The following is a 2868-nucleotide window of genomic DNA, read 5'->3' on the forward strand; positions in this document are numbered from 1 at the left end:
CGTTATTCTTCCTAAAATCTGCAATGGTTTTGAAGTCTGGTGCAAGTCTCTCAGTTAACCACATTAGTTCGATATTGCGGTTAGCTTCTCGCTCTAATCGGCGTGAGGATTGAATTCGGTTCAGGTAGCCGTAGAGGTATAACTTAAGTAGCATTGCTGGGTGATAATTGGGACGCCCTGTATCTTTTGGGACAACACCTTTAAAGCCAAGTTCGTTTAAGTCGAGCTCATCAACAAAAACATCAATCACTCTGACAGGGTTTTCAGTACTGACGAAGTCATCGAGGACTTCAGGGAAAAATGTCGCCTGAGATCGGCTTTTACCCTTAATATGGTGGGACATAACAGCTCACTTCCTTGTTTTTAAGCTGTTGAGAATTATACCAAACTTGTTAATTCGAAAATGATACTTGCGTATATTTATGATCTGCTCACAGCAAAAACTGAACCACAGTTTTCACACAGCCTGTGCTCTTTTCGTTAATTCACTAAACGCAAAGTTTGGCTGAATAATCCCTATCTGTATATGTCTTCTGAATGGCAGACTTGCGGACTTTTTTGCCTGTGGGTGTTGAATTGCTATGCCGAGTGCCCCATTTTCGTCTGTAAGATCGAATTCTGTCTATCACGACCTTTATCGCGCCAGATCGAACCTTTTGGCTACAAGTACGTAACAGTATACCATTCTGGACTGAGCCCTTTAATTGTCCATTTCAATTCGAATTGGCACCTATGGAAGCCTGTCATCACTCATCAGAGCACTAACGCGCTTACGCTCTGTTTCATCAAAGTGATAGGCCAACAGTTCAGAAATGGATTGCTCCTTATCTTGTTCACTTAAGCTAGAATCTAAGACAGTTTTTCGCTCAGCGGAAAAGCTGCTAAGTCTCTGCGACCATTGCGCTCGACGTTTGTCTAAATCGGCTAGCGCTGCCGCAGCCTCACTCCCTAGCATGTTCTCCCGCAGCTGATACACTTCGCTAACGGGCGCATTATCGGCTTTCATTTTTCTAACTTGTTCTGATAGCAATGCATGTTGCTGAGCGCGCTGCCTCGTTGCTCTAATGTCCTCTGGTAGTTCAAGGCTCGCTATCTCTATATGTTGTTGTTTTTCTGTTGCTGTTAGTGTTTCATCACTGTTGATTTTTAACTGCTGAATCAAGAACCTGTTCTGGATATCTTCAGAAGCAAAGAATGCTTCATATTCAACTTGATCAAAGAAGCGCTCTCTGTAGGTCTTAATCTCAGACTGCTGAGCTATCAGTTTATCGAGCATATTTACTCCCGAATCGTATACAACAAAACCCTGCTGAAGCTCCTCGATACCGATTTTGTAGTCAATATAACGTTTAAGTAGGTCCAGAGCTTGTGAACGAGCCGGCTCGCCTAGCTCTGCTTTAATAGTTTCTTGGATTGAAGCAATGACCTGCTCTAGTTCATACTCTCCAAGAGTAGATAGGAAGTATTCGAACATATCTTTAAGACCTTCATCAGCCAGCAAGTTCTGACTTTCATCAACACTTAAGTTGTGATTCACATCAGTTCCCGCGAGTGATGAAGAAGAAAGCGCTTTGATACCCTCCACTTCATAGGGTTTGTGATACAAAGACTCGTTAATTTTTCTGGCTTCTATCATAGTAACAGGCGCACTATCCGAGCCTATTTCTGCGTAACCAAAGTATTCATACAAAGCAATCGATACCACGAAAATGACTGCTATCGATGCAATCGACCCGGTTTTTATCGTCATAATAACCTCTTAAAAAAGTGGGGCCCATAGGACCCCAAAACGGCATTTCCAGTATAAGGTTGCCTGATTGCCCAAATTGGAAAGCACATAATTCTCTAGGAATCGTTTATAGGCCAGCCTTCTTAAGGCGGTTAGCATGTTTCTTAAATAAGGTCTTTGGATCAGTCTCGAACAATGATGTTAATCCTAAGACATGATTATTGGCATCAATGTGGTTCATGAAGTAATCATCACGAATAACCTGGCCAAAGTGAGATGCACAACGCCCGGTAATACCGTCGTTATCTTCACCTGAATCAAACGCTAAACCTGTGATGGCAAACAAGGTATCTGAAATATCCCCAACAGCAGTCAGATGACCTGTGCCGCTCCATGAATAGAGCTTGATATCTTCGCCATTGATCGTCACTTGCGAAGGCCCATTACCACACTCAGTTGTCGGTAAGCCATGCGTGTAAGTTGCATTGTATTGCGCTGCACCTTGAGCATTAAACTCTCCCAACATAGCGTAAATATCAGAGTCGGACTTTTTATTGTCTGATAATAAGTTAACTAGATCACCGACTGCATTAGCAAACGCGCCAAATAACGTTCCACGAATTGTTTCTGGTGGAGCTACATCTGTCACCAAGTCTGCAATAGGCGAACCAGTATGTGGCGTATGCATCGTAGTAACCGACGCAACAAGGTCAGGACGTGTTTCCATTACATAACGCGAAGTCATACCACCCTGGCTATGACCCATTAGGTTGAACTTTTCGATTCGTCCACCGGAACTTGCTTTAATTTCCTCAAGCTGAGCGATCAGCTCTTCACCTCGGCCCACAGAACTATCAAAAGCATTGATCTTAGCTACATAAGCTTCACCACCACGACTTTCAATAGCGCTCGGAATCTGATGCCAATAATCGACAATAGAAATTGAGTCGAAGGCAAATATTCCAGGTACTAACATGATTGGATTTTCTGTTTTCGTGTAACTAAAATAATCAGAAAAGAATCCTGCTTGTGTCGGAGCAGCTGCTGCACATGTGAGAGCAGCCGTTAATGCGAGTGTCTTTTTCATAGATATATCCTCAAATTTATTTTTATACTGAGTTAAATACCAGCCTTTTAAA

Annotated in this window: 3 protein-coding genes; all 3 read right to left on the bottom strand. The window is 42.7% G+C overall.

The genetic code is table 11. The features are described 5' to 3' along the window. On the bottom strand, nucleotides 1-343 hold a 343-nt coding region (locus A3763_RS07905), incomplete at its 3' end, for a transposase (RefSeq protein ID WP_197482843.1). Nucleotides 344-730: 387 nt separating this feature from the next. Further along, on the bottom strand, nucleotides 731-1750 hold the full coding sequence (locus A3763_RS07910; protein WP_068516043.1) for a lipase secretion chaperone: 1020 nt from the start codon (nucleotides 1748-1750) through the stop codon (nucleotides 731-733). A gap of 106 nt (nucleotides 1751-1856) precedes the next feature. Beyond that, complete coding sequence (locus A3763_RS07915) at nucleotides 1857-2816, bottom strand: triacylglycerol lipase (protein ID WP_068516041.1); 960 nt, start codon at nucleotides 2814-2816, stop codon at nucleotides 1857-1859. Nucleotides 2817-2868 lie beyond the last annotated feature (52 nt).

Source organism: Oleiphilus sp. HI0128 (assembly GCF_001635365.1).